This window comes from Bradyrhizobium sp. CCBAU 11386, from assembly GCF_028128955.1.
Taxonomy (GTDB): domain Bacteria; phylum Pseudomonadota; class Alphaproteobacteria; order Rhizobiales; family Xanthobacteraceae; genus Bradyrhizobium.
In genome coordinates this window covers 113554-138947 of record NZ_LBKA01000255.1, presented here as the reverse complement: position 1 = coordinate 138947, position 25394 = coordinate 113554, and the positions used below count along the sequence as shown (strand labels likewise).

The window sequence follows — 25394 nt, the reverse complement described above, 5'->3', positions numbered from 1 at the left end:
GGCTCCATCAGGGAGCCCTCTTGAATTCGGGAGGCTGAAGCCTTGCTGGCATCACGTCAACCGTGGGCGCGCATCTTTGCCGGCGATGCCGCGATCACATCGGCGAGAAGCCGTTCGACCTCCGGCCTCACCTTCGCGACCGCGATGTCCTTGACCGGGCCGTAGCCACGGATCTCCATCGGAGCCTTGGCGATCGCAATGAAATCGGGCAGGCGCGCCACATCGAGTTGGCGGAGCATCCGTTCGATCACACCCTCATACCAGGAGATCAGCTCCCGCTCGGCGCGTCGTTCGGCGGTGTAGCCGAACGGATCGAGCGGCGTCCCGCGCAACCCCTTCAACCGCGCGAGCATGGCAAGCGGCATCTGGATCCACTGGCCGAAGGCGCGCTTGCGCGGACGGCCGCGGGCGTCGCGTTCGGACGGCAGGAACGGCGGCGCGAGGTGATACTGGACGCTAAAACCGTCCTCGAACTCGCGCTTCAACTCGTCGAGGAAGCCGCTCCGCATGTGCAGGCGCGCCACCTCGTATTCGTCCTTGTAGGCCATCAGCTTGAATAGCGCGCGTGCGACGGCCTCGGTCATCGCCTCGCTGTTCAGGTTGGCCTCGGCTTTGCGGACTCTTGCGACGATCGTCCGGTAGCGTGCCGCATAGGCCGCGTTCTGATAGGCGGTGAGGAAATCGGCGCGGCGGGCGATGAGCTGGTCGAGCGTCTCGGCTTTGGGCGTATCGTCCGCCTTCGGCAACAAGTCCGGATCGGCAGCGGCGATCCGGCCCCAGGCAAAGGCCTGCTTGTTGCGTTCGACTGTGACGCCGTTGAGCTCGATCGCGCGCAGCAGCGCTTGCAGCGAGACAGGGATCAGTCCGTGCTGCCAGGCAAAGCCGAGCATGATGATGTTGGCATCGACGGTATCGCCGAGCAGCTGTTCGGCCAGCGCGTTGGCGTTGATGGTGTCGAGATTGTCGTTGCCGATGACCTGCCGGATCGCGCGCAGGCGGGCAGGCGAGGCGAGATCGGCGTCGCGGAAGCGGACGACGTCGCCGGTCGGCATCTCCGCGGTGTTGATTGCAGCGCGCATGCCACGGCGATAGGTGCCGGACGCCTTTGGCGCGGAGCTGACGACGAGATCGCAGCCGATCAGCGCATCGGCCGCGCCCTGGTCGATGCGGACCTGATGCAACGCCTCGGGCGAGGCGGCGAGGCGGATATAGCTCAGCACCGGGCCAAACTTCTGCGCAAAGCCGGTGAAGTCGAGGACCGAGACGCCGCTTCGTTCGAGATGCGCGGCCATGCCGATCAGCGCGCCGACGGTGATCACGCCGGTGCCGCCGACGCCTGTTACCAGCAGGTCGTAGGGACGGTCGAGCGTGGCGGGAGCGGGCAGGGGAAGCGTAGCCGCGCGGCCGACTGCGTCGATCTCGCTCGCGCTCTTCTTCCGGCGCGTCGCGCCTTCGACGGTGACAAAGCTCGGGCAAAAGCCGTTGAGGCAGGAAAAATCCTTGTTGCAGGCCGACAGGTTGATCTGCCGCTTGCGGCCGAACGGCGTCTCCTTCGGCTCGACGCTGAGGCAGTTGGATTCGACCGAGCAGTCGCCGCAGCCCTCGCAGACGAGGTCGTTGATATAGGCAAAACGCTTGGGATCGGCCATCTGCCCGCGCTTGCGGCGGCGTCGCTTCTCGGTGGCGCAGGTCTGCTGGTAGATCAGGACGGAGACGCCGGAGATCTCGCGCAGCTCGCGCTGCACGGGGTCCATTTCCTCGCGCGGATGGATGGTCACGCCGATGGGCAGGTCCGCCGGCGAAAACTGCGCCGGATCGTCCGACACCAGCGCGATGCGCGCCACCCCTTCGGCCCGGACGCTATGCGCGATGGCGTGGACGCTGATGGGGCCGTCCACCGGCTGGCCGCCGGTCATGGCGACGGCGTCGTTGAACAGGATCTTGTAGGTGATGTTGGCCTTGGCGGCGATCGCCTGCCGGATCGCCATCGAGCCGGAGTGATAGTAGGTGCCTTCGCCGAGATTCTGGAAGATGTGCTTGTTGCCGGTGAATTTCGACGACGCCGCCCAGTTCACGCCCTCGCCGCCCATCTGGATCAGCGACGACGTCTCGCGGTCCATCCAGCTCGCCATGAAGTGGCAGCCGATGCCGGCCAGCGCCTTCGATCCCTCAGGCACCTTTGTCGATGTGTTGTGTGGGCAGCCCGAGCAGAAATAGGGCGTGCGTGCCGCGCCGCTGACGTTGATCGTGCGCGCGGCTTCAGGCATCAAGGCGGCCGCGCGTGCGGCGAGATTGAGGCCCGGAAACATCGGATCGAGCCGGCGGGCGAGCACGCCAGCCAGTGCACGCGGCGACAATTCGCCGATCCAGGAGATCAGCCGCGCCCCTCGCTCGTCGTGCTTGCCGACCATGCGCTCGGGCTTGGTGCCGGGATAGTCGTAGAAATATTCCTTGAACTGGCTCTCGATGATGCCACGCTTTTCCTCGACGACGAGGATCTCGCGCTTGCCCTTCACGAAGTCCATCGCGTCATGCAGCGCCAGCGGCCAGACCATGCCGACCTTGTAGACGTCGATGCCGATGCCTCGGCAGGCCGCTTCGTCGAGGCCCATCAGCCGCAACGCTTCCATCAGATCGAGATGCGCCTTGCCGGTGGTGACGATGCCGTAGGTGGCGTTCGGAATGTCGTAGATGTGGCGATCGATCGGATTGGCCTTTGCGAAGGCATAGACCGCGTGCTTCTTCGCCTCCAGCCGTTCCTCGATCTGTGGACCGGGCAGGTCGGGCCAGCGATAGTGCAGGCCGCCCGGCGGCGGCGTGAAGTCGGGGGTGCGGAAGGCGCGCGGCGGGCGCAGCGCGACGGATGCGCCCGACTCCACGATCTCCGAGATCGCCTTGAAGCCGACCCACATGCCGGAGAAGCGGCTCAGCGCGTAGCCATATTCGCCGAACGCCAGATATTCGCCGACATCGGCCGGATGCAGCGTCGGCATGAACCAGCTCATGAAGGCGACGTCGGACTGGTGCGGCATCGAGGAGGAGACGCAGCCATGGTCGTCGCCGGCGACCACCAGCACGCCGCCATGCGGCGAGGAGCCGTAGGCATTGCCGTGCTTGAGCGCATCGCCGGAGCGGTCGACGCCGGGGCCCTTGCCGTACCAGAGGCCGAACACGCCATCGACCTCGCGCTCCGCTTGCGTCTCGACCTGTTGCGAGCCGAGCACGGCGGTTGCCGCGAGGTCCTCGTTCACGGCCGGGAGGAATTCGATGCGGTCCCGCTTGAGACGCTCCTGGATGCGCCACAGCTCGAGATCGATGCCGCCGAGCGGCGAGCCGCGATAGCCGGAGATGAAGCCGGCGGTGTTGAGGCCGCGCATACGGTCGCGCTTTGCCTGGTCGAGCGCGATGCGGACGATGGCCTGCGTACCCGTGAGGAAGACGCGGCCCTCCTCGCGGTCGTAGCGGTCGGAGAGCTCGTAGCTGTCGAGTGACGGAATGGCGTCCATGGCGGACCTCGCGCGGCATGCTGCCGAATAGCGGAAGGCTATGCCGGCGAGGCTGGTAGGTCTTACCTATTTACCCCGCATAAGACGCCAATACGGTAGATTTTTGCAATGGACGGCTGAATTTGGTAGGTTTGATCCAATTGAGGGGGCTTCCATGATTGAAGAGCAGGACACGCGGATTCTCGCCCATCTGCAGAAGGATGGTCGCGCCACCAATCAGCAACTCGCCGACGAGGTCGGCATGTCGACCTCGGCCTGCTGGCGCCGGGTGCGTGCGCTGGAAGAGAGTGGCGTCATCCGGGGCTATGCGGCGCTGGTCGCGCGTGAGCAGGCGGGCTTTGCGATGTCCGCCATCCTCCACGTCTCGCTGGAGCGGCACGATGCGAAGTTCGTCGACGAATTCGTGGCCAGGGTCACGACTCGCCGCGAGGTGCTGGAATGTTTCGCGACCACGGGCGACGCCGATTATCATTTACGCGTCGTCGTGCAGGACATGGCGGCCTATAACAGGTTTCTCGACGAGTTCATGTTCCGCATCCCCGGTATCCGCTATGTCCGCAGCAATGTGGTGCTGAAGGAGATCAAGACCGGCGTGGCGCTGCCGTTCTGAGGCAGCGCTCCGTCGTCGTCCCGGCCTAGTTAGTGCGCAATTGCGCACGGGGGCCGGGACCCATAACCACGAATGCCAATTGCCTTGCGAAGCCGTAACGACGGGTCCTAATCAAAACATCTGCTGCGGCGTATGGGTCCCGGCTTTCGCCGGGACGACACGTTGGTGCAACGTGGGCTACCTCTTCTCCCGCACAAACCTGTTCCGCAACGTGCCGATGCCGGTGATGTCGATCTCCACGACATCGCCATGCTTGATGTCCGGCGAGGCGCCGTCGGTGCCCATCCAGATCACATCGCCGGGCCATAGCGTGAAATACTTGGTCAGCTCGACCAGGAATGGCACCACGCCGAAGATCATGTCGTTGGTGTGGAAGCGGTTGGTCTCCTTGCCGTTGACCCTGACGATCGTCTGCATCCTGGCGAGATCGGCCTCGGTCTCGATCCACGGGCCCATCGGCTTGAACGTGTCGGCGTTCTTCGAGCGCCACAGGCTGCGGTCCGCCTTCTGCCAGCTGCGCTCGCTGACGTCGTTGCCGATGGTGTAGCCGAACACGCAATCCATCGCGTTCTGTTTGGTGAGGTGTTTGACCTTCTTGCCGATGACGACGACGAGCTCGCCCTCGTAGTGGATCTTGTCCGTCGCGAAAGAGGGGATCACGACCTCTTCGTCGTGCGCGATCAGCGCGTTTTGCGCGCGATAGCCGATCTCGGGCCGGTCAGGCACGGCCGGCACCTCGCCGCGCTTGTCGGCGGCCTCCTTCAGGTGCTTCAAATAGTTCAGGCCGACGCAATAGAAGGTGCGCGGGATCAGCGGCAGCTCGATCTTGACGTCGCTAAGCGGATGCGCGTGCGAGGTGCGCTGCCATTCGCCGAAGGGATCGCCGTCGACTGCGATGACCTTGTCGCCTTCAACGATCCCCCAGGAGGTCTTGTCCGAGGCGGTGAATTTCAGCCAGCGCATGTGGTGTCCTCGTTGTTATTCCGCAGCATCGCGCGGCTGCACCTTCCAGTCGCCGGCGGCAGGGCGCCTCAAGCCGAGGTTCTCCCGCAGCGTCTTGCCGCGATAGTCCTTCTGGAACAAGCCGCGCCGCTGCAATTCCGGCACGATATGGCGAACGAAATCGGCGTAGGAGCCGGGTACGTAGGTCGCCGCGATGACAAAGCCGTCGCAGCCGCGCTCGACGAACATTTCTTCGAGCTTGTCCGCGATCTCCTTGGGGCCGCCGACCATGGCGTCCTGCACCTGACCGCGGCCGGAGAAGGTGACGAAATCGCGCGCGCTCGGATTGCTCTTGCCCGAATTCTTCAGCACGCCGTCGCGGATGCCCAAAATGCCCTGCATGCTCTTCAGCTCTTCCGTCGTCAGCGGCGCGTCGAGATCCTTGGAGGCGAAGTCGTAATTGAGCGCTTCGGCGAGCAGCGACAGCGCGTCGATCTGCAGCGGCAGCTTGTTGATCAACGCCATCTTGTCTTCGGCTTCGGTCCTGGTCGCGCCGCAGACCGGCGTCGTCAGGTTGCAGAGAAACATCTGGTCGGGATCGCGGCCGGCTTTGGCGGCCTCGTTGCGCACGGCCGCATAACCCTCCTTGGCCGCGGCGGGGTTGCGCGCGGCGGTGAAGATCACCTCGCCCCAGCGGCCGGCAAAGCGCTGGCCGCGGCCGGATGCGCCGGCCTGGATGATGACGGGATGGCCCTGTTGCGAGCGCGGCACGGTGAACGGCCCGCGCGACTTGAAGGCCGCTCCCTTGTGATCGAGCCGCTTCACCTTGGCCGGATCGGCAAAGCGGCCGCTCTTCTTGTCCATGATGAGCGCGCCGTCCTCCCACGTGTCCCAGTGGCCAAGCACGACCTCCATGAACTCGTCGGCGCGGTCGTAGCGGGAATCGTGTTCGGGATGGGAGTCCCGGCCCATGTTGAGCGCCTCGCCGTCGTTGAGCGAGGTGACGACGTTCCAGCCCGCGCGCCCGCCGGACATCAAATCGAGCGTCGCGAAGCGGCGCGCGACGTCAAACGGCTCGTAATAGGTGGTCGAGCAGGTCGCGCCAAGGCCGAGCTTGTCGGTGACCATGCCCATCGTGGTCAGCACGATCAGCGGATCCATCTTCACGCAGCGGATGCCGTATTCGACGGTGTGGGCATGGTCGTTGCCGTAGCGATCCGGCATCGCCAGGCGATCGTCGAAGAAGGCCATGTGAAACTTGCCGGCTTCGAGGATCCTGGCGATCTCCTGATAATAGTCCGCCGACATCGAATCGTCGCGCGAGTCCGGATGCCGCCAGGAGCTCGGCAGATTGGTGCAGTTTTGCGCCTGGAGGAAGCCGACCAGTACCATCTGCCGCGTCATGCTGCTGTTCTCCGAATTCCGTCAGGCCAGATCGAGCACCGTGTCGAGCCGGTACTCCCGCGCCAGCGTGCATAGCTTCTCCCAGGTGGCATCCTCGACCTCGATGCCGTCACGCAGCCGCTGCTGCGCGCGCACGCCTTCGATCTCGCCGGGATAGTAGACGCCCGTGCTGCCCTCGGAGGGCGGGGTCGATTTCAGGTAGCGCGCGAATTCGGCGACCTCGCGCTTGAACTCCTTCAGCGGGCGGAACGCGGCGACGTTGAACACCGCCATGAAGCAGCCGTCATTGTGCCGCCCCGTGGGCTCGACGCCGAAGCCGAGGCCGGTGAGCAGGCCGCAGAGCACCTCGACCATGGCAGCAAGCCCGCTGCCTTTGTAGCCCTCGGTGCCGCCGAGCGGCAGTAGCGCGCCGCCCTTGCGGTACTGGGTCGGGTCGGTGGTGTGCCGTCCCTCGGCATCGATGATCCATCCCGCCGGGATCTCCTCGCCGCGGGCCACAGCGAGCTGGATCTTGCCGGCGGCGACCGCCGAGGTCGCCATGTCCAGGTAGAACGGTGCGTCGAGATCGGACGGCACCGCGATCGAGATCGGGTTGGTGCCGAGCCGCGCCTCCTTGCCGCCGAACGGCGCCACGTGCTTCGGCGAGCGGCCGGAGTCCGCCGTTGCAATCCCGATCATGCCTTCGCGTATCGCCATCAGCGGATAAGCGGCGAGGCGGCCGACATGGCTCTGCCGGAACACGGTGCAGGCGGCGACATTCGCCGTCTTCGCCTTCGCGATCGTCAGCGCCATCGCCTTGGCGTTGACGTGGAAACCAAATCCCCAATGGCCGTCGATCACGGTGGTGGTCGGCGATTCCTGGACGATGGTCCATTTCGCACCGGGAACGATGTGCCCGGCCTTGATGCGGTCGATATAGGTGGGAACCGCGATCACACCGTGGGAGTCGTGGCCGGCGAGATTGGCGTTGACGCAGCCGGTCGCGACCGCATCGGCCTCTTCCTGGGAAGCTCCGGCCGCCTGGAGCAGTGCGGCGCTGATGCGCGTGAGGCGGTCGGCCCTGACGATCGGCATGGCGTCTCCCCGGTCATCGCCCTTGTCATGATAGCTGACGGGCGGTTGTTGGGGCCATCGTCTCAAAGCGCAGGACCGATATCAATCTCCCGTAAACCAACACAGGGCTGCAAATTCGTAAAGAGCGCGCGCCTTTGTTCGAAGATTCGTCCCGGGCGGCGGTATTTTCGGTAGTTTCGCGGAGGTCGTTCGCAGCTCGTTCACTTTGATCGACGGTTTGCGGCACGCAATAACGACCGTTTAGGCGATGGCCGTTCATAAAGTACCCGGGAAAATTAGGCAGAAATGCCCGGGAGCTGAGATCGTGCCGACGACACTCGCGCGCACCTTTGCGGCGCTGAGCGCCATCAACGAAGCGATCCTCTACGCAAAATCGCCGGACGAGCTGTACCAGAAGGTCTGCGACGCCGGGTTTGCGAGTGGAGACTTTTTGGCCGTGGCCGTGTTCCTGGCGGGACCGGACGGCCGGCGCCTCCGCTTTGCGGCCGGCTGTGGCGACGACATCCCGCGGCTGCGCTCGATCGAGATCACCACGGACGCCGGCACACCCGAAGGATCGGGCGTCGGCGGCGAGGCATTTCGCGATCAGAAGCTGCGCGTCAGCAACGACTATCTGAACGATCCGCGCTCGCTGGCGTGGCGCGAGGGCGCTGCCCGGGCCCACATCGGCGCGGCCGCGGCGCTGCCGCTGCTCTGCAACGGCAAGAGTGTCGGCGTGCTGTACGTGACCCGCAGCGAAGCCGGCTCGCTGAACGAGCAGATGGTGTCGCTGTTCGAGCGCATGTCGGCCAACATCTCCTATGCCCTCGACAATTTCGCGCGCGAGACCGCGCGGCAGACCGGCGAGCGGGCGATGCGGCGGCTCAACCGCATGTTCGGCGCCATCAGCGCCACCAACGAGGCCATTCTCCGCGCCAAGACCGAGCAGGAGCTCTACCAGCTCGTGTGCGATGCCTCCGTGCATGGCGGCAAGTCGCTTGCGACCATCATTCTCCTTCGCGAACCGGACTCGCACTGGATGACTCCGGTCGCCTCCACGGGACAGAACCTCGAACTGGTCACCCAGGCGCGCTATTCGATCGACCCGGAAAATCCCTACGGCAAGGGCATCTCCGGCGAGGTGTTCCGGACGCAGAAGGCCATCGTCGAGGACGATCTCGCCAGCCGTACCCGGGGAACGCCGTGGGAGCAGGCCAACGTCAACACCGGCGTCGCCGCCTGCGTGGTCGCGCCGCTGATCAAGCACGGCGAGAGCGTCGGCGTGCTCCTGTCCTTCGTCGGCAGGTCATGGGCCAAGGACGAGGAAGTCGTCGCGCTGCTGCTGCGCATGGCGGAGAACGTCTCGTTCGCGATCGAGAATTTCGGCCGGGAGGCCGACAAGGCCAGGATCGCGGCGGAGGAAGAGCGCCTGGCGCGCATGTATGCGGCGCTCAGCGCCACCAACGAGGCGATCCTGCGCGCGCGATCGCGATCGGAGCTGTTCGACCTCGTCTGCGAGGCGACCGTGCATGGCGCGAAATTCGTCTCGACCACGATCTTCGTGGCCGATCACGAAGCTGAACTGCTCCGTGTCGCGTCGAGTTATGGACCGCATGCGGATGATTTACGCCGCTACACCTTCGCCACGTCCGACAAGGTACCGGAAGGGCGAGGGTTGACCGGAATGGCCTTCCGAACCTGCCAGACCCATGTCAGCAACGACCTCCTGGCGGACGATCGCATCAAGCCATGGCATGAAAGCGCACGTCGCGCCGGCATACATTCTTCTGCTGCCTTGCCGTTGCTGAACGGCAACCGGGTCGACGGGGTCTTCCTCTTCAATGCCGCGGAGCGCGACACGTTCACTCCCGAATTCGTCGAGCTGCTCCAGCGATTGCGGGCGAACGTCGCTTTCGCGCTGGAAAATTTCGATCGCGCGGAGGAGAAGGCGCGGGCCGACAAGCAGCGGAGCCGCCTGAGCGGCATGTTCGAGGCGCTGAGCGCGACCAACGAAGCCATCATGCGCGCCAAGACGCGGGAGGAGCTGTTCGAGGTCGCGTGCCAGGCGGCCGTGCTGGGCGACGTGTTCGCCTCGGCGACGATAGGCATCATGGACGAAAAGCGTGAGCTCGTTCGCGTCGTCGCGGGGAAGGGACGACTGCAGGAGCGAATGGTCGGACGTACCTGCGTTGTTTCCGCCGATCATCCCGAGGGCCAGGGCATCATCGGACTCTCGGTGCGGACCCGCCGGCCCAGTGTCATCAACGACTATCTGAACGACTCGCGATCGTCGTACTGGCGCACCAAGGCGACCGAGGATGGAACCCGGGCCGCTGCCAGCTTTCCGCTTCTGCGGGCTGGCCAGGAGCCGATCGGCATTCTGCTTTTCCTCGCACCGGAAGAGAATACGTTTACGCCCGATCTGGTCGAACTGCTCGGGCGCCTGGCTGAAAACGTCTCCTTCGCGCTCGACAATTTCGATCGGGCCGAGGAAAAGGCCCGCACCGAGGCGCAGAAGGAACGCCTGACGCGCATGTTCGCGGCGCTGAGCGCCACCAACGAGGCGATCATGCGGGCGAAGTCGCGCGCCGAGCTGTTCGACCTCGTCTGCCTCGCGGCATCGAACGGCGCCAAGTTCACCTCGACGACGATCGCGCTGGCCAGGGCCGACAGCGACCAGCTCGAGATCGTGGCCGCGGCCGGGCCGTCCGCCGACACCACGCGCAACATCCGCCTCTCCATCGACCCCGAGCGTCCCGAGGGGCGCGGAATGAGCGGCACGGCATTCCGCACGCGCCAGCCCTGCATCAGCAACGACTATCTCAACGACGATCGCGTCCGCGTCTTCCATGCCGTCGTCCGCGGCGACGGCGCGCGGTCGGGCGCGGCGTTTCCGCTCATCGCGCACGATCAGGCCGTCGGCGTCATGATCTACATGTCGACCGAACCGGGCAGCTTCACGTCCGAGTTCGTCGAGCTGTTGCAGCGTCTCGCCGACAACGTCTCCTTTGCGATGGAGAATTTCGATCGTACCGACGAGAAGAACCAGGCGGACGAGCGGATCGAATACCTCGCCTCGCATGACAGCCTGACCGACCTGCCGAACCGCGAGACCTTCAACGGGCTGCTGCGCGAGGCGATCGACGCCGCGCAGCGCCACGATCACCGTTTTGCGGTTCTGTTCATCGATCTCGACCGCTTCAAGGTCATCAACGATTCGTTGGGCCACGAGGCCGGCGATCTGCTCCTGCTCGAAGTGGCGAACCGGCTGCGCGGTGCGCTGCGGACAAGCGACGTGGTGGCGCGCCTCGGCGGCGACGAGTTCGTGGTGATCCTCGACCAGTGCGGCGAGATCGACGACGTCCAGCGGATCGCGACCGGGTTGCTCGCGGCGCTCGCCGAGCCCATGGAGCTGGCTGGCCACGAGTGTCACACCACGGCTTCGATCGGCATCGCGATATATCCGGCCAACGGCTCCGACGCGCAGACGCTGACCAAGAACGCCGACATGGCGATGTATCTCGCCAAGGAGGACGGCAAGAACGGCTACCGCTTCTTCTCAAAGGAGGTGAAGACGCAGTCGATCGAGCGGCTGTCGCTCGAAAGCGCGCTGCGCCGGGCGCTGGAGCGCGAGCAGTTTTCGCTGAACTACCAGCCCAAGGTCGACATGGAGACCGGCCAGATCACCGGCGTGGAAGCGCTGCTGCGCTGGGCCCATCCCGATCTCGGCAACGTCTCGCCGGCACAGTTCATTCCGCTCGCGGAAGAAACCGGGCTGATCGTGCCGATCGGCCGCTGGGTGCTGAACGAGGCCTGCGCGCAGGCGATGGCGTGGCAGCGCCGCGGCCTGTTGCCGCTGTCGATGGCGGTGAACCTGTCGCCGCGGCAGTTCGTCGACGAACATCTGTTGCAGGATGTCGACGAGGCGCTGGCGGCCTCCGGCATGTCGCCGGTGCTGCTCCAGTTGGAGGTCACCGAGAGCATGATGATGCGGAATGTCGGGCGCGCGCTCAAGGTGCTCGACGCCATCCAGAGCCGCGGCATTCGCCTCGCCATCGACGATTTCGGCACCGGCTATTCGTCGATGTCGTTGATGAAGCACTTCCCGATCGACACCATCAAGATCGACCGCTCCTTCGTGCGCGACCTGCCGCAGGATTCGGAAGACCAGGCGATCGCGCAGGCGATCATCAGCATGGGCAAGGCGCTCGGCATGACCGTCGTCGCCGAAGGCGTCGAGAATGCCGAACAGGAAGCGTTCCTGCGCACCCATGGCTGCGACGAGATGCAGGGTTTTCTGATCTCGAAGCCGCTGCCGGCAAAGCAGATGGCGGAGTTGCTGCGGCCGATGGTTCTGCCGGTTGCACCGCCGCTCCAGCCCGAGCCGGATCCAGCCGTCACCGAAGCCGCAGCGCTACGGCTGAAACGCGCTGTCGTCTGACGGCTGCGGATGCAGCTCGCGGACCTCGTGATCTGTGCCTTCGGCCTTGCTCGGAAAATCCTGCGGTTCGGTCAGCGAGGTCTGCTCGACGAACAGCGCGAGGATCGTGCGCGCACCGTCGGCGAAGCTCGCGCCTTCGTTCAAGCCGAGCTCGGAGCACCATGCGGCGCTCATCGGCTCCCGGTCGTCGACCACCGCCATGGCAGGCCCCCACCACCAGGCAGGCGCAGGCGAGCGCTCGTCCTCGGGCACGACATGCCAGCGAACGAACTCATCCATCACGCGCTCGAACTCCAGGCGTGCAGCCTGATGCATGCGGTCGATACTCCCGGAATCCGCGCCCGACGACAGGCCGACGCGCAGATTTGATCGTGGCCTTGACACTCGGAAAAAGTTGGCTCGCGCAAATTGGCCGAGCCATGCATGCCGACATCATCGTCGGCGATGCCTGAATGCGGCCGTCAGCGATACGCCAACGGCGGCGGCGAATAGCCATTCTAGCCGTTTGGAGGCACGGCAGGCAAGGTACGGGTGTTGCGGTTGCCTAACGCGCCCTGAACGGATGCGCCTTCTGGTGCCAGGCCCAGGCGGTGCGGATGACCGTCGGCAGGTCGGAGTGGCGCGGCACGAAGTTAAGAACTTTTCGTGCGGCGGAGGGGTCGGCGACCAGATAGGTGGGATCGCCGGCGCGGCGCGGCTTGACGGTGTGCGGCACCTCGCGCCCGGTCTCCTGCCTGATGGCGTCGAGGATCTCGCGCACCGAAAAGCCGGAGCCGGTGCCGAGATTGAAGCTGCCGCCGGCATGTCCCTGTTCCAGCAGCTTCAGCGCCGCGACATGCGCGGCGGCGAGATCGGTGACATGGATGTAGTCGCGGATCGCGGTGCCGTCGGGCGTGTCGTAGTCGTCGCCGAACACGGCGAAGTCGACATGGCCCTGGAGCGCCATCATGGCGCGCGGAATGAGATGGGTCTCGTTGTTGCGCAGTTCGCCGATGCCGCCGGCCGGATCGGCGCCGCTGGCGTTGAAATAGCGCAGGCAGAACGCGCCGAAGCCATAGGCCGCGCGATAGTCGGCGAGCATCCGCTCGATCATCCATTTCGACGCGCCATAGGGATTGATCGGCGCGCACGGGAAGTCTTCCGGCAGCTCCTTGGAATCGGCATTGCCGTAGACGGCGCCGGTCGAGGAGAACACGATGCGATGGCAATCTGCGTTGCGCATTGCCTGGAGCAGCGACAGCGTGCCCTGCAAATTGTTGATGTAGTACTTCTGCGGGTCGGTCATGGATTCGCCGACGAGGCTCGCCGCCGCGAAATGCATCACCGCCGTGACCTTGTGATCGGCGAAGGCGCGCGCCAGCGCTGCGCCGTCGAGAAGGTCGCCGGTCACCAGGGGGCCGGCAACGAAGCTGCGATGACCTGTCGAGAGATTGTCATAAACGACGGGCTGATAGCCGGCGGCGGCCAGGGCGCGGCAGGCATGCGAGCCAATATAGCCCGCGCCCCCTGTGACGAGGACAGTCGGTCGGTCGGTCATGTCGTCTTCTACTCTTCTCTCAGCGGTTGAGGGGCCGTTTGCGGCTGAAGAGAAGATAGAGTGCGCGGGGGTTGGTGGTCAAATAGCGCCAGAACAGGCGGCGTGGCTCGAGCCAGGTGCGCCAGGCCCATTCGAGGCCGAATTTCTGCATCCATTGCGGCGCGCGGGAGCGGCTGCCCGACAAAAAGTTGAAAAGGCCGCCCGATGTCTTGATAACGCCAACATTGGTCAGCAGCGGCGTGTATTGCTCCACGAATGCCTGCTCGTTGGGCACGCCGAGCGCGACCCAGAGATAGTCCGGCGCGAGCGCGTTGATCTCCTCGACCTTCGCGCGCAGGGCCTCGCCGCGCAGATAGCCGTGGCTGTGCCCGACGATCTTGAGGTTTGGATACATCTTCCGGACATTCTCGACCGCCGCGGCGTTCTCGGCCTCGCTGGCGCCGAACATGTAGAAGGTGCGGCCGACCGCTTCGGCCTTGCGCGCGACGACGTGGAACAGGTCCGTGGTCGCGACGCGCTCGGGCAGCGGGAACCAGGATTGCAGCTTCGAGGCCGCCACCAGCGGCTGGCCGTCGGCGTTGATCAGGTCGGCGCCGCGGAACAGGCGTTCGGTCTCCGGCTCGGTCGAGCAGCGCGCCAGCACCTCGCCATTGGCCGAGGTCAGGTGCAACGGACGGCCGATGCGATGACGCGGATCGGTCGCCTCGATCATGAAGTCGGCGGTCGCTTCCAGGTCGAGCGCGGCCATGCGAAGGCCGCCGAGAGTGATCCGCGGCACGTCGGCCGTTGCGGCCCGGCCGTCCAGATTGACGCGGCGCTCAAGCATATTGTCTGCCTCGCTGGCGCGCTTGGGTTGCGGGGGCGAGTTCGTCGAGCACGACGCCAACGAGCTTGCGCTCGGCCCGGCCGAGCGTGTTCAAGATCTCTTCTAGGCTGTCGTTGATGTCGAGACTGGTCGGCAGCACCGCCACCAGTGCGTCGGCGTCGTCGAGCAGCTTGCGGCCGCCGGCCGGGAGCGGCATCGCGGGGCCGTCGAGGATCACGAGGTCATAGCCGCCGGCGGCACGCGCCTGCGAAATCGCCTTGCGGATGGCATCAGTCGCCTTGCCGGCGTCGCCTACGGCAGCCGGCAGCACCGAGATGCCGTTCACCGTCTTGATCTCGCGCGCGGCCTTGCTGCCGATCGAGAGCCAGCCGAGCGCGCTCGGCTCGCTCTTGCCCGGACGGTTGACCTTGTTCGAGAGCGAGCGTGCCTGATGGTCGGCATCGATCATCAGCACGCGGGCGCCGTCGCGCGCGGCCGCGAGCGCGAAATTCAGCGCGGTCACGCTGCGCCCGGTGGACTCGCTGGCACCAACGAGCGCGATCACCGGCATCGCCTTGCCGCCGGCACGTCGGGCGACCGCGGCGCGCATGTCGCGCCAGGCATTGAGCAGCGTCGTCAGGGGAAAGCCGGGGCGCAGCGTCGGCCAGCCCAGCCGTGTCAGATCAACGCCGCCGCCGGTGGCGAGAATGGCACCGAGCGTGTGGATGACGTCGGCCTCCTGCAGGCGTGCGATCAGCGGCTTTTCGATCAGGGGCCTTTCGACCATCGAGGGCTGCAACGATGGCGCGGCAAGTTCCGGCAGAGCCTGCGCGACTTCCGGGGTGCGCGATGCCTGCTGAGGCCGGGCACTCTCCGAAGTCCGGCTCGCCTCTGGAGCCCGCGGAGTTTGCGGCGCCGGCGTGCGTTCACGGCGGGCCGGCGTGGGCGCGCCGGCGAACAGGAGCTCGGCGGCGACGAACCAGCTCGAAGCCACGAGCGCGCCGAAGATGAAGCCGATCATGGCGAACAGGCTCATCGCCGGCGGGAACGAGCGCCGCTGCGGCACGGTGGCCTCGCCGATGATACGGGCGGCCGACGTGTTCAGGCTCTCCTGCTCCTCGGTCTCGCGCGAGCGCTTCAGGAAGGATTGATAGACGTCGCGGCTGGCATCGGCCTCGCGCTCGAGCTCGCGCAGGCGCACGGCGGCCTGGCTGAGCTGGACGCTCTGCCGTTTCTGCGCCTCCAACGCTCGGTTCAGCGACGCCTCAAAGTCGCGGGCGCGTGTCAGATCGTTCTTGGCGGACTGCGCGAAGCGATCGATCTCTTCGTTGATGGTGCGCTTGAGATCCTCGACCTGCTTCTCGGTCTGGCGCAGCGCCGGATGGCGCGGGCCGAGCTCGCCGGCCTGCTCCGCGTATTTCTTGCGGGCGTCGGCATATTGCGCGCGCAGGTTCGCGATGGTTGGCGATTGCAGCGCTTCCGAATTCGCGCCGGCATCGGCAGCGGTGCGCCGGCTCGCTTCGATCTGGTCGAGCCGCGCCTGTGCATCCATCGTCGCCGCGCGGGCCGCGGAAAGCCGCTGGTTGCTGGCGGAAAGCTGCTGGTCGCTGATCAGCGCGTCCTGGGTGCCGACGAAGTTGTTCTGGGCCTTGTAGGTCGCAAGCGCAGTCTCGGCGTTGCGCAGCCGCTCGCGCAGCTCCTTGAGGCGGCCGGACAGGTCGCTGGTGGCGCGCCGGGCGGCCAGCGCCTGCGAATTGCGCGAATCCGCGAGATAGACGTTGGTCAGCGTGTTGGAGAGCATCGCAGCTTTCGCCGGATCGGTCGACCAGACCTCGATGTCGACGATGAAGCTCTTCTCGGTCTTGCGGATCGTGATGTGCCGGTTCAGCGCGTCGAGCGCCGCGAGCTGCACTTCCCTCGTCTCCGCGGTGGAGGGCGCGCGGGGCTGAAGGCCGATCAGGCCGAGCAGCGACGACATCAGGCTCCTGACGTCGCCGCCGCCGCCGAATTCGGGGTCCTTGTCGAGACCAGCCTGCTGGATCACCTGGAGCAGCACGCTGTTGGAGGTGATCAGGCGCGCCTGGCTTTCCACCACCATGGACATGCCGGAGACGTCCTGGGCGCGCGGCGTGAGTTCGCGGTCGACCAGCTGGAGTTCGCGCGGGTCGACATAGAGCTGGGCGGTGGCGGTGTAGCGGGGCGTCAGGCTCTTGCCGACGGTGACCGCAAGCGTCGCGCCGAGCAGGGCTGCGGCCGCAATCGCGATCTTTCGCCGCCAAAGCAGGCTGACCAGCTCCAGCACGCTGAAGCCGGCCTCGGATCTCTGCTGCGGGGCCTCCGGCCTGGCTCGATCTATCGGCTGGTTATAGTCAAGCATGATCCCCAGCTTCCATTCCAACTGCCGCGGGCTGAGGGGTTACTCTTCGCTTCTTGCCACGCACCCGGGATATAGGTGCCCAATCAACGCAACAGGGAAAATTAACCATACGCATTGAGGGACTATTCACCGAAATGGCAAACAAAGCGTTTAAGCGCACGCCGCTTCCCGGCGCGTCACTGTGACACTCGCGATGCCGGGGTCCCCAAGGGATTAACGGTTCGTTACCGCGCGCAGCATGGCCGCGAGGCTTCGCCTGTCGTGCGATGGGCCGCGCGCGCGCCATGATCGTCAGCTTTTCCGTAGGATGACGTGATAATCGCCGCGGCGAACGTCGGTGCCGCGCGGGAGCACGGCGTTCAGCATTGCGGCACCGGCATCGACCAGGGCTGCGAACAGCGGCTTGCGCCGGCGCATCTCGGGATAGCGCGGACTCTCGACCTCACGGCGGTAGATCATCTCAAGGCCATTGGCGGCCGCGAACGCTTCGAGTCGCGGCAACGTCACCAGCGGATGGAAGAAGGTCGGGAACGGCGGCTCGCCGGGCAGGCCGGCATCCTTGATGCCGCGGATGTGCCGGTAGAACCAGACGTGGAACCAGTGCGGCGAGTATTTGGTGACGACGCCGGACAGCGAGCGCGGATTGGGCGCGCCGATCAGGATCATCCCGCCGCGCTTGAGTGCGTCGCGAAAATTCAGGAGTGCAGCGTCGACGTTGGGCAGATGCTCGATCACGTTGTAGCAGATCACGAGATCGAAGGTTTCGCGGCCGAAGGCGTAGGTCTGCACGTCGCCGAGGATGGCTTCGTCCGCGTAGGTGTTGTTGCGGACCTGGTCCTCGTCGATGTCGACGACGGTGACCCGGCTGCGGCTCGGCAATTCCGGCGGCAGAACGCTGCACGAGCCACCGCCGGCTTCATAGATGGCGAGCCGGCCCTGCGGCAGTTCGCGGCGCAGGACGTCGTGGACGGCGAGCAGGCTGTCGCGGGCTTCGCCGGGGACCAGATCGTGCAGCGCCTGGGCTTGTGCGGTCGCCGCGGGGATTTGGATTGCCGTGGCTGTCGCGAAATCGATCGTGGCTGGCTTGTTCATATTTTCTGACCGCGCTTGTTCGACTCAAATTTACAGGAAAAATCTCGCATCCCCGAAGAGCAAATCTGATGCCGCGCTACTTCACCGGTCGCGGTGCTTACGGTCGGGTTAATGCGCATGGGCGTTAACTACAGCATCGTCCGTATGGCGCCGTCCGCGCAGGATGGACTGCGAATTGCAGTACCACGCGCGCATGGATTTGCAGTGAAAATACCCGAAAGCGGTTAAGCGCATGGCGGCAGGTCTGCATTGTCGAGAGATCCGCGGAATGGTGCCGTTTCGCGCCTCGATCCGGCTGTTCACTTTGGCACGCATCTGTCCCGTGGCACTGTGCCCTCACGGGACGGTACCGGCTCATGCGATTGACGCAGGGCTTTTTCAACATATCTCGGGCATCTAGAACGCCATGACGCTGATCCCGACAGACCTGTCCGCCAGCCGGCTCTCGGATGCCGTGCGCGATCCCAACCGGGAGATCGCGGCGAGCTCTCGCGTCATCGACCTGTCGGTCGGCATTGTCGTCTGCATTCCCTGCTTCCGCCGCCCGCAGCATCTGCGGCTGACGCTGGAATCGCTCGCGAGCCAGCGAACCCCGCGTTCCTTCGCCGTCGTCATGGTGGAGAACGATGCCGCGCGGCGCGAGAGCGCGCCGGTTGCCGCGGAGTATCTCGCCGCCGGCCGGCTCCAGGGCATCTGCCTTGTCGAGCAGCGGCAGGGTAACTGTCAGGCGATCAACGCCGCGTTCGAGACGGCGCAGGCGCTGTTTCCCGCTGCGACCCGCTTCCTGATGATCGACGACGACGAGATCGCTTCGCCCGACTGGCTCGAGCTGATGGTTCGCACCGCGGAGGCGACCGGCGCCGACGTGGTCGGTGGGCCCGTGCTGCCCGTGTTCGACGACGACAGCCAGCCCTGGCTTTCGCGTCATCCCGCCTTCCGCCCTGCCTACGACTACAGCGGCGCGGTGCCGCTGATCTATGGCTGCGGCAATTGTCTGATCACGCGTGCGGCGTTCGACCGGCTCGGCAGTCCGGCCTTCGATCTGCGCTTCAATTTCCTCGGCGGCGGCGATTGTGACTTCTTCGTGCGTTGCCGCGATGCCGGCATGACATTCCACTGGACGACGGAGGCGGTCATCACCGAGACCGTGCCACAAAGCCGCACCAGTCTCGGCTGGATCGCAAAGCGCGGTGTGCGCATCGGCGCGATCAATTACCGTGTGCAGTACAAGGCCGCGCAGGGCGTGGCGGCGCGGGCGCGGGTGTTTGCGCAGATGCTCGGCCGGCTGCCGCTGTCTTTAGTACGCGCGGCCCGCCTGCTGACGACGTCGAAGGCCGTTGTCGCGATGCATCCCGTGATGGTCGCACTCGGCTCCTTGCTGGCGGCGCTCGGCATCGAGCCGAAGCCCTATGAGGCCTCGAAGATCGTGTCCTGATGCCATGGTGGCGGACTAGATGCCAAAGCAGGCGAGGGCGACCCTGAGCGCGGAGCGCGGCAGCGATTTGAGCGAGCGGCGGCCGACCATCCCGAGATAGGTGAAGGCCTCGCGATATCTGCCGAAGCGGACCGCCTGCATCGCCGAATAGGTGACGAGATGGATCTCGGCCGCCTGCCGCAGCCGGGCTGCCGTGCCCTCGGGCAATCTCGCCAGGATCAGTCCGTCGTCGAAGACCCGCGCGATCGCCGGGAAGAAATCCTGCGGTGTCCGTATCGCCGCGTTCATGGTGTTGGCCGTGTGCAGGCGATAGTCGAGCAGAAGCTTTGGTGCGAACTCGAACTCGCCGATCGCGGCAAGGCGGCACCAGCAGTGCCAGTCCTCGCAATATCTGAGGGAGGTGTCGAAGCCGCCTATGGCGCGGAAGGCCTCCGCACGTGCGAGCGCGATGCCGCCATTGACGATGAAATTGCCGGCCGCGAGCCGCGTCAGCACGTCGCCGGAGGGCTTGCGGCGCCCCGTCAAGAGGTCGCGCCGACCGATCTGCCGTCCCTCGCTGTCGATCGTGTTGTAGTCGCCGTAGACGAGGACGGCACGCGGAGCTCCGCGCGCTGCCGCCAGCAGTGCCGCCACCGCGCCGGCGCGCAGGCGGTCGTCGGCATCGAGGAAGAGCAGCCACTCGCCGCTGGCATGCCGCGCGCCGAGATTGCGTGCGGCCGATACCCCGGCGGAATCGTTGGTCATCAGGCGCAGCCGCGGGTCGCGAATGGCGCGGACGATCGAAATGGTGTTGTCGGTCGAACCGTCGTCCACGACGATCACCTCGGTCACCTCGCCTTGCGCCAGCGCACTGGCGAGGGTTTCGCCGACATAGGCCGCAACGTTCTTGGCGGGAATGACGACGGACACCGATGTGGTCGAGCCCACCGGCAGCGGAAGGCGCGCCGGCGTCGCCACGCGTGAGCTGACCGGCAAATCGAGAACGTCTTCGGCGGTGATCAAGCTGCGGCTCGTCTTTAAGGGTCTGTTAACCAGGGCGCATCTGCAGACGCGATCGATCGCAACCTTGGCCGCTGCGGATGATACTCGCATTACGGCGAAATCGTTTCTCGCAAGGCTCGCGCGACGCCGGTTTCGCAGAATAACGTTAAGCCAACGGCATTAAGCCTGTGGCAGATTTGGAGGAGTGCGACAGCCGGTCCCATGCGAGAATGCGCACCCGGCTGCCGCGGATGGATTCCAGTGCCTGCAACGACATTCGACTACGATCCCGACGACATGGTCCTCAACCTCTTCTACGAGGACAAGGACGATCGCTGGTTTCCCGGCGACCGGCATCTGCGGCGCATGGCGCGCCGCATGCTGCTCGGCGAGCCGCGCATGAGCGGGCAGCTTCGCGTGTTCCTCAATCTCTGCGCAGGGCTCAATCGGCTCGGCATCCGCTACCGCGTCAACGACTACGGCTACGTCGCGCAGCATCCCGAGGAAGTCGCCTGCATCATCGGTCGCACCTTCCTGCTCGACAAGTTCGCGTGGAAGAATCCGATCCTGCTCGGCGTCGCCGCCCACAATCATCCGCTCGACGATCCCGACCTGTTCAGGCGACTGCCGGTGAAGAAGGTCGTGGTGCCCGGTCCGTGGTACGTCGACATGTACCGGCCGTATTGGCCCGACACGGAGGCCTGGCCCGTCGGCATCGATACGGATCTCTGGGCGCCGTCGCACGCCTCGCAGAAGACCGTCGACGTGCTGATCTACGACAAGGTCCACTGGGACCGCGAGCGCTATGCGCCGGAGTTGATCGAGCCTGTCCGCGCCCGGCTCCTCAGGGAGGGGCGCTCGTTCACGGAGCTGCGCTACGGCAGTTACAAGGAAGAGGACTATCAGGCCGCGCTGGCGCGTTCGCGCGCGATGATCTTCCTGTGCCAGAACGAAAGCCAGGGCATCGCCTATCAGCAGGCGTTGTCCTGCGGCGTGCCGGTGTTCGCCTGGGACCCTGGCGGGCCGTGGCGGGACCCCGATTATTATCCGCATCGGGTGAAGTTCGAGCCGGTGTCGTCGGTGCCGTACTGGGATCACCGTTGCGGCACCAGGTTCGTCGACACCGCCGGGTTCGAGGCGGGCTGGGACGATTTCTGGACCGGCTGCGCCGCTGACACGTTCGATCCGCGCGGCTTCGTGCTCGACAATCTCACGCTGGAACAACGGGCGCTGCAATATTACGAGATCGCGCGAAGCGTGGCGCGGCAGCAGAAGGTAACCGACGCATCCGGCCTGCTGGTTGACGGATGGTTAACGGGGACGGGTTAAGACTTGGCGCTTGCTTCCCCGGGTTCACCAGGCCGGCCTTGAGCCATGGATCGCAGCGCCGCTGACATGACCGACGTCGAGGCCCGATCGTTCGGCCACGTCCTGCGCGATGGGCTTGCCGGCCTGAATGCCGTGCTGGCGGCGCGCTGCCTCGTCGCGGTTGCGGCCCTGCTCCTCGTGCTGGTGACGCTCGATCCGTTTCCCGATTTGCGCAATCCCGATCTTACGGCCGTCGTCGGCGGGCGAATGGCGCTCACCTATATTTCCTGGGGCCTGCTGGCTGCGGTCGCGGTGCCGTTCGTCGCCGTCACGGATGCGCCCGCGCTGAAGAGCCTGGTGACCCCGCTGCATCTCTGCCTCGTCGGCTGGCTGCTGATCAACATCGTCTTCTCCGAGAGCCGCGGCGTTTCGATGCAGCGCTTCGTGCTCGCGGCCAGCATGACGTCGCTCGCCGTTCTGTTGCCATTGCTGCCGCCGACGCAGCGCAGCTTCAACCTGTGCCTCGGTGCTGCCGCGCTCGTGCTGCTGGCGCTGTGCTATCTCGGCGTCTTCCTCGCGCCGCAATATTCCATGCACACCGCGCTCGACGTCACCGAGCCGCAGCTCGCCGGCGACTGGCGCGGCAGTTTCGGCCACAAGAACGTCGCATCGCCGGTGATGACCGTCCTGGTCTATGTCGGCATCTACCTCTGCGCCGCCGGGTCGTTCGTCATGGGACCGACGATCGCCGCGCTGGCCGGCATCTTCCTGATCTTCACGGGCGGCAAGACGTCGTCGGTGCTGTGCCTTGCGATCTACGCCCTCGCCTCGCTGGTCTGTCTCACACCGAGCCTGTGGCTGAAGCGGCTGATTTGCTTCGTGCCGCTGATGGTGATGAACCTGCTGACGGTCGGCAGTGTCATGAGCCCGTCGCTCGGCGCCATGACTCGGCTGCTTCCCCTCGATCCCACTTTCACCGGCCGTTCCGACATCTGGGAGTTTGCGCTCGCGGCCGTCGCCGAAAAGCCGATCATCGGCCACGGCTATGCGGCCTTCTGGGACGACGTGACGGCGCGGCAGACCGCCCAGGGCGCCGAATGGGCGACGTCCGCTGCGCACAGCCACAACAGCTATCTCGACCTCGCGGTCACCATCGGCCTGCCGGGCTTGCTGCTCGTCGTCCTCGTCTTCGTGCTCGCGCCGCTCCGCAATTTCCAGTCGGCCCAGGCTCACAACCGCAGCGCTGCGCTGGTAAAACTGTTCCTGACCGTGTGGTTGTTCGGCCTGTATTACGGGACCACCGAGACCTTTCTGCTCGAACGGCAGAATCCGATCTGGTTCATGTTCGCGCTTGCCGTGGCTGGTCTGCACTTCCTGGCCAGGTTCCAGTGCGTCGAGCAAACGGAACCGCGCGCTGACAGCTTGTCGCAGTCGGGACCGCCGTAGTGGCATAGGCTTAACGATATGCAGCGACGTCACTTGTGGTCTGCGGCAAACATCATCTATCTGGAAACATTCAGTAACTGCATGACCCGCGGATGACGTTTCTCAGCGTCGAGCAACCAGATGATCGGGTGTCCAGCACGTCGGGAATCGCGGTCGATTTCGTGCGCGACTGGCGGCAGGCCGCATTGCGCCTGAATGCCGGCCATCGCACCGCCTTCCAGCATGGTTACTGGCTCGGCGCCTGGTACGAGGCGTTTCACGATCTCGCGCCGCTGATCGCCGTGATCTCCGATGCCGCGACCGGCAAGGACATCGCGGTGGTGCCGATGACCAGCCATGTCAGGCGTGGCATCCGCGTCATCGAGTTCGCCGACCTCGGCGTCTCCGACAACAACGCGCCGATCCTGGCGCTTGATGCCGCGCTGGATGTGGCGGCGATGGATGCGATCGGCCAGGGACTGGTCGACGCGTTGCGTGCCTTGCCCGACCGCTTCGACCTGCTGCGCCTGAGGAAGATGCCGGCGCATGTCGGCGGCAAGCCGAACCCGCTGGTGTCGCTCGGCCGTATCGGATCCAGCTCGCTGAACGGCAATCTCGTGCTGACGGGCGACAACTATGACGACTATCAGGCCTCGATCAAGCGCATGCAGATGCCGCGCTGCTGGCGCGTCTTCAGCCGTCATGCCGGCGCGCGCTTCGAGGTCGCCGCGGACGTCATGCGCGCGCACGAGCTGCTGGACGTGATGGATGCCCAGCAGCAGGCGCGCATGCGCAAGCTCGGCTCGCGGTTCGTCCTCAACGACGACACTCATGCCCGATTCTATCGCGATGTCGCCCGCCAGGGTGTTGCGGATGGTTATGCCGTCGTCTCGGCGCTGGTGTGCGACGAGGGTGTCGTTGCCACCACGCTCGGCGTCAGGCATGGCGCGACCTATTTCCTGCTGCGCATCAGCCACGCCGGCGATTCCGAGCCGCTCGCCGGGGCTGCTCGTCACCGAGCGCACCATGGCGGCGCTGCATGCAGAGGGCGTGCGCCGTTTCGATCTCAGCATCGGCAACCAGGACTACAAGCGCCGCTTCGGCGCCGAGCCGGTGCCGCTGACCGACGTCAGCGTCGCGCTGTCCTGGCGCGGCGCTCCTTACGCGTGGCGCGACCATGCCGCGCAGGGCCTGCGCCGCCACCCCAGGCTCGCCGCCGTCGCGGCGCGGGCGATGGGCAAGGGCACGCGCTGACAGGCGCCCCGTTTTCGCTCATCATCTCGAAAGGCCTGCGCAGAAGGCATCCAGCAACGCGCGACCCTGCGGCCAGTCGCCGAGCCCGCTCGACGCATTGATGTGGCCGAGGGCGCCCGGCACGATCAAGCCGGACTGCCAGGCGCGCGCCCGTCGCTGGGTCACCTCGAGCTCGCCATAGGGATCATTCGTGCTGGCGATGATGAGCGAGGGAAAGCGCAGCGTGCGGTCCGGGACCGGCTTGAACGAGGCGGCTTCCGAGGGGAAATTTGCGCCGTCCGGATCGGGGACCGCGACCAGAAACGCACCCGCAATCGCGGATGGGAAGCGAGCGGCCCAGTGCACCACCAGCAGGCAGGCAAGGCTGTGTGCAACCAGCACAGGCGGCTTCGCGCAGTGCCCGACCGCTCGCTCCAGGGATTGCTCCCAGTCATGGAGGTCGGGCTGGTCCCAGCTCGCCGGCTGAAATCGCGTGAAGCGCGCGTCAGAGCGCTCCCAGAGTGTCTGCCAATGGATGCCTCCGGAGCCGCCGAGGCCGGGCAATGTGATGATGTCGTGCATGATCGTCTCATGATATCTGAGGTGACGTCGCAGTGTGACCGATCGTGGTCCTGCATCACATGGCAAGTCATCGGCGGAATCGACCGTCTGCCGATGATCTCAAGGCGGAATGGAGAATTTTGTTGGATCGCTTCGGGAGCATCGATGCCAAGGACTTGAAGATCCTGGAGGCGCTGCAAGCCAATGCGCGCGTGCCGTTGTCCGAGCTTGGCCGTTCCGTAGGGCTGTCCCAGCCGGCCGTCTCCGAACGCGTCAAGCGGCTCGAGGAAGCCGGGATCATCGAAGGCTACGGCGCCCGCATCAACCCGCGCGCCCTCGGGCTCGGCCTGATGGCGCTGGTGCGCCTGCGCACCTCGCATGAGCACATCAAGACCTGCCTCAAGCGGTTCAGCGAGATTCCCCACATCGTCGAAGTCCATCGCGTGACCGGCGATGACTGCTTCGTGCTGAAGGTGCTGGTTCTGGCGCCGGAAGATCTCGAGACGATCGTGGATCGCATTGCCGGCTTCGGTGCCGTCACGACCTCGCTGGTGCTGCGGAGCGAACCGGCGCGGCCGATCGGCAAAGACCTTATCAGGAAGAAAGCCGAGCGCAGTTGAGGCGCGGCCTGCGCGATCGACAGGTCACGACGCCGTCACAAAGCCTTCGATTGCGCAGAACTTC

The 25394-nt window shown here is 65.6% G+C and carries 17 protein-coding genes and 1 pseudogene; 7 read left to right on the top strand and 11 right to left on the bottom strand.

Annotated features, from left to right (window positions below; all coding sequences use genetic code 11):
- Positions 1-56: 56 nt before the first annotated feature.
- Positions 57-3506 carry an indolepyruvate ferredoxin oxidoreductase family protein gene (locus tag XI09_RS36790; RefSeq protein ID WP_271571252.1) on the bottom strand — a complete coding sequence of 1150 codons (3450 nt, stop codon included), beginning with the start codon at positions 3504-3506 and terminating at the stop codon, positions 57-59.
- 154 nt (positions 3507-3660) lie between these two features.
- Between XI09_RS36790 and XI09_RS36785 the strand changes: the two genes are divergently transcribed.
- On the top strand, positions 3661-4116 hold the full coding sequence (locus XI09_RS36785; protein WP_271571251.1) for an Lrp/AsnC family transcriptional regulator: 456 nt from the start codon (positions 3661-3663) through the stop codon (positions 4114-4116).
- A 177-nt stretch (positions 4117-4293) separates the two neighbouring features.
- On the opposite strand, the gene XI09_RS36780 is transcribed toward XI09_RS36785, so the two are convergent.
- From XI09_RS36780 to XI09_RS36770, 3 genes are read right to left on the bottom strand one after another with little or no spacing between them, the layout of a single operon-like run.
- Complete coding sequence (locus XI09_RS36780; RefSeq protein ID WP_271571250.1) at positions 4294-5079, bottom strand: fumarylacetoacetate hydrolase family protein; 786 nt, start codon at positions 5077-5079, stop codon at positions 4294-4296.
- Positions 5080-5094: 15 nt separating this feature from the next.
- Positions 5095-6462: an LLM class flavin-dependent oxidoreductase gene (locus tag XI09_RS36775; protein WP_271571249.1), complete on the bottom strand. Its 1368-nt coding sequence runs from the start codon at positions 6460-6462 to the stop codon at positions 5095-5097.
- A 21-nt stretch (positions 6463-6483) separates the two neighbouring features.
- A complete protein-coding gene (locus XI09_RS36770) occupies positions 6484-7536 on the bottom strand; it encodes an Ldh family oxidoreductase (protein WP_271571248.1) in 1053 nt (350 codons plus the stop codon).
- A gap of 304 nt (positions 7537-7840) precedes the next feature.
- Here XI09_RS36770 and XI09_RS36765 point away from each other — a divergent pair, with 304 nt between their 5' ends.
- Positions 7841-11956 carry a bifunctional diguanylate cyclase/phosphodiesterase gene (locus XI09_RS36765; protein WP_271571247.1) on the top strand — a complete coding sequence of 1372 codons (4116 nt, stop codon included), beginning with the start codon at positions 7841-7843 and terminating at the stop codon, positions 11954-11956.
- Here the strand turns inward: XI09_RS36765 and XI09_RS36760 are convergent.
- The 5 genes from XI09_RS36760 to XI09_RS36740 all read right to left on the bottom strand — a co-directional run bounded on the left by XI09_RS36760 (position 11930) and on the right by XI09_RS36740 (position 17767).
- Positions 11930-12271, bottom strand: coding sequence for a hypothetical protein (locus XI09_RS36760; protein WP_271571246.1), 342 nt, complete (start codon positions 12269-12271; stop codon positions 11930-11932). The genes XI09_RS36765 and XI09_RS36760 overlap by 27 nt on opposite strands.
- A 229-nt stretch (positions 12272-12500) precedes the next feature.
- Complete coding sequence (galE, locus tag XI09_RS36755; RefSeq protein WP_271571245.1) at positions 12501-13493, bottom strand: UDP-glucose 4-epimerase GalE; 993 nt, start codon at positions 13491-13493, stop codon at positions 12501-12503.
- 19 nt (positions 13494-13512) lie between these two features.
- On the bottom strand, positions 13513-14319 hold the full coding sequence (locus tag XI09_RS36750; RefSeq protein WP_271571244.1) for a WecB/TagA/CpsF family glycosyltransferase: 807 nt from the start codon (positions 14317-14319) through the stop codon (positions 13513-13515).
- On the bottom strand, positions 14312-16675 hold the full coding sequence (locus XI09_RS36745; protein WP_271571243.1) for an exopolysaccharide transport family protein: 2364 nt from the start codon (positions 16673-16675) through the stop codon (positions 14312-14314). Before XI09_RS36745 ends, XI09_RS36750 begins: the two co-directional genes overlap by 8 nt.
- A gap of 291 nt (positions 16676-16966) precedes the next feature.
- Positions 16967-17767 carry a class I SAM-dependent methyltransferase gene (locus tag XI09_RS36740; RefSeq protein ID WP_271571242.1) on the bottom strand — a complete coding sequence of 267 codons (801 nt, stop codon included), beginning with the start codon at positions 17765-17767 and terminating at the stop codon, positions 16967-16969.
- Between the two features lie 406 nt (positions 17768-18173).
- On the opposite strand from XI09_RS36740, the gene XI09_RS36735 reads away from it, so the two are divergent.
- A complete protein-coding gene (locus tag XI09_RS36735) occupies positions 18174-19202 on the top strand; it encodes a glycosyltransferase family 2 protein (protein ID WP_271571241.1) in 1029 nt (342 codons plus the stop codon).
- A 15-nt stretch (positions 19203-19217) separates the two neighbouring features.
- Here XI09_RS36735 and XI09_RS36730 read toward each other — a convergent pair whose 3' ends face one another.
- Positions 19218-20204 (bottom strand): glycosyltransferase, encoded by a 987-nt coding sequence (locus XI09_RS36730; RefSeq protein WP_271571240.1) that lies wholly within the window; start codon positions 20202-20204, stop codon positions 19218-19220.
- 240 nt (positions 20205-20444) lie between these two features.
- Between XI09_RS36730 and XI09_RS36725 the strand changes: the two genes are divergently transcribed.
- The 3 genes and pseudogenes from XI09_RS36725 (at position 20445) to XI09_RS36715 (ending at position 24170) form a co-directional block, all read left to right on the top strand.
- Positions 20445-21512 (top strand): glycosyltransferase, encoded by a 1068-nt coding sequence (locus tag XI09_RS36725; RefSeq protein ID WP_271571239.1) that lies wholly within the window; start codon positions 20445-20447, stop codon positions 21510-21512.
- A gap of 45 nt (positions 21513-21557) precedes the next feature.
- Positions 21558-22937 (top strand): O-antigen ligase family protein, encoded by a 1380-nt coding sequence (locus tag XI09_RS36720; RefSeq protein WP_271571238.1) that lies wholly within the window; start codon positions 21558-21560, stop codon positions 22935-22937.
- A 92-nt stretch (positions 22938-23029) separates the two neighbouring features.
- A pseudogene (locus XI09_RS36715) lies at positions 23030-24170 on the top strand (GNAT family N-acetyltransferase).
- A gap of 21 nt (positions 24171-24191) precedes the next feature.
- Here the strand turns inward: XI09_RS36715 and XI09_RS36710 are convergent.
- Entirely contained in the window at positions 24192-24731 is a 540-nt protein-coding gene (locus tag XI09_RS36710; RefSeq protein ID WP_271571237.1) for an RBBP9/YdeN family alpha/beta hydrolase, read from the bottom strand.
- Between the two features lie 122 nt (positions 24732-24853).
- On the opposite strand from XI09_RS36710, the gene XI09_RS36705 reads away from it, so the two are divergent.
- On the top strand, positions 24854-25330 hold the full coding sequence (locus XI09_RS36705; protein WP_271571236.1) for an Lrp/AsnC family transcriptional regulator: 477 nt from the start codon (positions 24854-24856) through the stop codon (positions 25328-25330).
- Positions 25331-25394 lie beyond the last annotated feature (64 nt).